Genomic DNA, 5,403 nt, shown 5'->3' on the forward strand with positions numbered 1-5,403 from the left:
ATCTCGTCCCAGCTGGGGACCGCCGCGCGGCGGCCGGGACGCACCCCGTCCGCCTCGGCCTGACGGTCCGTCGCCCCGATCAGCCGGTCCCGGTGGCTGCTGACCGCCCGCGGCATCAGAACGTCCGCGTACGCGGAGCCCGCCCCCGCGGAGGCCGCCGGCGCGGGCGGCTCCTCGACGTCGGGCTCGGTGTCCGGACCGTCGGACCCCTCGCCGGGGATCTCCGGCACGACCAGGTCACCACGGAAGCTCGGCACCGCCTCGAGGAGGCTGGTGAGCGAGTCGCCCGCGCTCTCCTCCTCCAGGTCGGACGGCTGCGCCTGCGCGGGCACGATCGCGGCCCGCTCCGACCGGTCGCCCCGGTCACGCTCGCGGTCACGGTCCCGCGGCAGCCGCGCGATCCGCGGCACGAAGGGATGCGCCGGCTCGGCCGGCCCGAGGTCGTCGGACTCGCCGATCAGCGAGCGCGCCTCGTCGTCGACCGCGGCGACCAGACGGCGCGGCGGGTCGTAGGTCCAGCTCGCCGTGTGCGGCTCACCCGCCACGCGGTAGACCAGCAGCACCTCCCAGGTGCCGTCGTCGCGGCGCCAGGAGTCCCACTGCACGGTGTCCTTGTCGGCGCCGCGCAGCAGCAGCCGCTCCTGGACCGCCTCGCCCAGCGGGGGACCGGTGTTCTCGCCCGGGCGCCGCACCGGGGTCTTGCGCGCGCGCTCCGCCATGAACGCGCGCTCGGCCAGCACGGGGCCCTCGAAACGCCGCACCCGGTCCACCGGGATGCCGGCCAGCTGGGCGACCTCCTCCGCGGTGGCTCCAGCCCTTATACGGGCCTGGATGTCGCGGGGACGGAGGTGGCTCTCCACCTCGATCTCGATCTGTCCGAGACGGGGACGGTCGCCGCGCACGGCGGCGCGCAGCCGTTCGTCGATCGGAAGCGTGTACTCCGTGCTGTCCGCAGCCTTGAGCACCAGCCGTGTGCCGTCATTGGAGACGGCCACGACACGCAGTTCGGGCATGGGGACCTCCCGGGTGGTGCCTGCCGACGTCACGTGCGTCGCTGCTTCCGCTAGTCGAGTGTGGCCTGCCCGGGTGCAGCCTGCCACAACCTTGCCGAGTTGCCCGGCGTGTCGGGCGCCGGGCCCAGGCTCACCGTCATGGCACGGTTACCTGTTTGCAACGTCAAGTGACCCAGATCGGTCACCCTGGGCAACAGCCTCCCTCCCCGGCGTTCCTGACGGATCGCGGGCGCCCAGGCGGGAGTCCGGACCCAGGGCTCTGAACACTACTCCATTTGGGCCACGTGCGTGGATTGGCGCGCCGGTCGAAATCGGGGCGGGTCACCCCAAGATCGTCCCGGCACGGCGTCCCAAGGCCCGGACGGCCCTTGCGACGTGGCGTGTTTCACGCCCCGGTCCACGCCCCTGATCCCTGCCCCGTCCCGCCCGTTCCAATCGCCCGCGCAGTGATCTTCCTGTCGCGGCGCCCGCGTCCGGCGCGCGCCGCCTACTCCCCGAGCACCCGCCTCAGGTAGTCGTTCTGGAAACGCCGTTCGGGGTCCAGCCGGTTCCTCAGCTCCAGGAATTCGCCGAAACGGGGGTAGACGCCGGCCAGGTGGCCGGCGTCGCGGGTGTGCACCTTGCCCCAGTGGGGTCTGCCCTCGTAGGCCGTGAAGATGCGCTCCGCCAAGGTGAAGTACGCCTGGTAGGGGGTGCCCTGGAACATGTGGACGGCGATGTAGGCGCTGTCCCGGCCGGAGGCGGTGGAGAGCGTGATGTCGTCGGCGGGCGCGGTGCGCACCTCCACCGGGAAGCTGACCCGCAGCCCCGACCGGTCGACCGCGGACCGCAGTTCGCGCAGCGCGTCGACCATCGAGGCGCGCGGCAGGGCGTACTCCATCTCCACGAAGCGCACCCGGCGCGGCGAGGTGAACACCTTGTAGGGGATGTCGGTGTAGGTCCGGGCGGAGAGCGCCCGGCTGGATATCCGCGCGATCGCCGGTATGGCCGCCGGCACCGCCCGCCCCAGCCGGTTGACCGCTCCGAAGACGCCGTTGGAGAGGAACTCGTCCTCCAGCCAGGCGCCCGCCCGGCCCAGCGGACGCGGCGGGCCCGCGCTGCGGTTGTTGCGCTTGGTGTTGCAGTTGCCGGTGTGCGGGAACCAGTAGAACTCGAAGTGCTCGTTGGACGACCAGAGTTCCTCGAAGGCGCCGGTGACCTGGTCGAAGCTCATCGGCTCCTCGCGCGCGGTGAGCAGGAAGACCGGTTCGACCTTGAACGTCAGGGCGGTGACGACGCCCAGCGCGCCGAGGCCGATCCGGGCGGCGGCGAAGATCTCGGGGTTCTCCTCGCGGCTGCACGTGAGGACCGAGCCGTCCGCGGTGACCAGTTCGAGGGCGACGATCTGTGCGGAGATCGAGCCGGACTCCCGGCCGGTGCCGTGGGTCCCGGTGCTCACCGCGCCGGAGACCGTCTGCTCCATGATGTCGCCCATGTTGGTCAGCGACAGACCCTCGCCGGCCAGCGCCGCGTTGAGCTGCTTCAGCGGCGTCCCGGCGCCGACCGTGACCGTGCCCGCGGCCCGGTCCACGCGGTGCACCCCGGCCAGCCGCTCGGGGCGGATCAGTACGCCGTCGGTGGCCGCGGCCGCGGTGAAGGAGTGACCGGTGCCCGCGGGCTTGACCCGCAGACCCCGTTCCGCCGCGTCGCGCACCGCGGCGGCGACCTCCTCGGCGCTGCCGGGCGCGACCTGCCGGGCCGGGCGGGCGGTGACGTTGCCCGCCCAGTTACGCCAGGTGTCGCTCTGCCGTGTCCGTGCGTTCGCCGTGCTGCTCAACGGTGCCTCCCCGCGACGTGGCCGGCCTGGTGAGCCGGCGGTACCCGAGGAAACCGACCGCCACCGCGGCGGCTCCGGCCACGGCCGGCACCACGTACCCGGTCCGCGCGCCGGCCGAGTCGATCACCAGTCCGGCCGCCGAGGAACCCAGCGCGACGCCGACCGCGAGGCCGGTGCTGATCCAGGTCATGCCCTCGGTCAACTGCGCGCGTGGTACGTGCTGCTCGATCAGGGACATCGTGGTGATCATCGTGGGGGCGATGAAGAGGCCCGCGACGAACAGCGCCACGGCCAAGAACGGCAGGTTCCCGACCAGTTGGAGGGGGATCATACTCGCGGCCATCGCACACACACCCGCCAGCCAGCGACGTTCCGGGCGGCCGTGGACGCGCAGCACGCCGAAGACCAGTCCGGCGACGCAGGAACCGGCCGCGTAGACCGCGAGGACCAGGCTGGCCGCGGCCTTGTGGCCCAGCTCCTCGGCGAAGGCCACCGTCACCACGTCGACCGCGCCGAAGACCGTCCCGGTGGCCACGAAGGTCGCCACCAGCACCTGGAGACCGGGGGAGCGCAGCGCGCTGCCCCGCACGTACTCCTCGGGCGGGTGGGGCTTCGGTTCGGTGGCGCGCTGGGAGGTCAGCCAGAACACTCCGGCCGCCATGCACACCGCCGCCAGCAGCGGTCCCGCCTCCGGGAACCAGGCGGTGGACAGGCCGATGGAGACGATCGGGCCGACGATGAAGCAGACCTCGTCGATCACCGACTCGAAGGAATAGGCGGTGTGGAGCATCGGGGTGCCGCGGTAGAGGGCCGCCCAGCGGGCCCGCACCATCGAGCCCAGGCTCGGCACGCAGCCGACCAGGGCGGCGAAGACGAACAGGGTGGCGTCCGGCCAGCGCAGACGCGTCGCCGCCAACAGGCCGGCGGCGCCGGTGAGCGCCACCAGGACCGCCGGGCGCAGCACCCTGCTCTGCCCGTGACGGTCCACCAGCCGGGATATCTGGGGGCCGAGCACCGCCGAGGAGAGCGCGATGGTCGCGGAGAGTGCGCCGGCCAGGCCGTAACGGCCGGTGACCTGGGAGATCATGGTGACCACGCCGATGCCCATCATGGACAGCGGCATCCGGCCGACCAGCCCCGCGGCGGAGAAGCCGCGGGTCCCGGGCGGCGCGAAGAGGGCGCGGTAGGGCGAGGGCACGGGCTCTCCGGGGAAAAGGGGCGTCGCTGCCCAGGTCATGAAGTGGTTGGCCGATACAGCTTACGACTGGTTCGACCAGGTGTGCCCCGGGTGTACGGGCGTCCGGACGGGGAGCGTGGGGGCAAGGGGGGCGCAGGGATGCGGGCGACCCGGCCGGGCGGCCCGGTTTCCCCGCCACCGGTCGCCAGTGGGAGGATCCAGTCATGCCAGATGTGCTCGAATCGTCCCCCTACGACGCGTTGCTGCTGCTCTCCTTCGGCGGTCCGGAGGGCCCCGAGGACGTGGTGCCGTTCCTCGAGAACGTCACCCGGGGGCGCGGCATCCCCAAGGAACGCCTCAAGGAGGTGGGCCGGCACTACTTCCTGTTCGGCGGCGTCAGTCCGATCAACGACCAGAACCGCGAACTCCTGGACGCCCTGCGCGCGGACTTCGCCGAGCACGGGCTGGACCTGCCGGTCTACTGGGGCAACCGCAACTGGGCCCCCTACCTCACCGACACCCTCCGTGAGATGGTCCGCGACGGGCGCCGCCGGATCCTGGTGCTGGCCACCAGCGCCTACGCCTCCTACTCGGGCTGCCGGCAGTACCGCGAGAACCTCGCGGACGCCCTGGCCACGCTGGAGGCCGAAGGGCTGGAGCTGCCCCGGGTGGACAAGCTGCGCCACTACTTCAACCACCCGGGCTTCGTGGAGCCGATGATCGACGGCGTGGTCGAGGCCCTGGCGGACCTCCCCGAGGAGGTGCGCGACGGCGCCCAGCTGGCGTTCACCACGCACTCCATCCCGACCGCCTCGGCGGACACCTCCGGTCCGGTCGGCGAGCACGGCGACGGCGGCGCGTACGTGCGCCAGCACCTGGACGTCGCCCAGCTGATCGCCGAGGCGGTGCGCGGGCGCACCGGCGTGGAGCGGGCCTGGCAGCTGGTCTACCAGTCGCGGTCCGGCGCCCCGCACATCCCGTGGCTGGAGCCGGACATCTGCGACCACCTCGAGGAGCGGCACGCGGCGGGCGTCCCGGCCGTGGTCATGGTGCCGATCGGTTTCGTCTCCGACCACATGGAGGTCCTCTACGACCTCGACACCGAGGCCAAGGCCAAGGCCGAGGAGCTCGGGCTGCCGGTGCGGCGCTCCGCGACGGTCGGCGCCGACCCGCGGTTCGCGGCGGCGGTCCGGGACCTGGTCGTGGAACGGGCGGCCACCGAGCGCGGCCGGTCCGTGAAGCCGTGCGCGCTGGGCGCGCTCGGCGCGAGCCACGACGTGTGCCCGGTGGGCTGCTGCCCCGCGGCGCGCGACCCGAAGCCGGCCGCGGCGGGCGCGGACAGCCCGTACGCCTGACCGGACCCGGGGGCGGCGCACCAGCGCCGTCCCCACCGCGCC

The 5,403-nt window shown here is 73.1% G+C and carries 4 protein-coding genes; 1 reads left to right on the forward strand and 3 read right to left on the reverse strand.

Annotated elements, in window-relative coordinates; translation table 11 throughout:
* The 3 genes from sepH to ACOV8S_RS02475 all read right to left on the reverse strand — a co-directional run.
* Positions 1–1,013, reverse strand: a 1,013-nt coding sequence (gene sepH, locus ACOV8S_RS02465; RefSeq protein WP_448315853.1) for a septation protein SepH, incomplete at its 3' end; no start/stop codon positions are given.
* A 487-nt stretch (positions 1,014–1,500) separates the two neighbouring features.
* Positions 1,501–2,829 (reverse strand): D-arabinono-1,4-lactone oxidase, encoded by a 1,329-nt coding sequence (locus ACOV8S_RS02470; RefSeq protein WP_448315855.1) that lies wholly within the window; start codon positions 2,827–2,829, stop codon positions 1,501–1,503.
* The gene (locus tag ACOV8S_RS02475) at positions 2,780–4,027 is read right to left on the reverse strand and encodes an MFS transporter (protein ID WP_448315857.1); all 1,248 of its coding nucleotides are present in this window, start codon (positions 4,025–4,027) and stop codon (positions 2,780–2,782) included. The genes ACOV8S_RS02470 and ACOV8S_RS02475 overlap by 50 nt, the downstream gene beginning before the upstream one ends.
* A 203-nt stretch (positions 4,028–4,230) precedes the next feature.
* On the opposite strand from ACOV8S_RS02475, the gene ACOV8S_RS02480 reads away from it, so the two are divergent.
* Positions 4,231–5,361, forward strand: coding sequence for a ferrochelatase (locus tag ACOV8S_RS02480; protein WP_448315859.1), 1,131 nt, complete (start codon positions 4,231–4,233; stop codon positions 5,359–5,361).
* Positions 5,362–5,403 lie beyond the last annotated feature (42 nt).

This window comes from Streptomyces sp. CO7 (assembly GCF_053474865.1).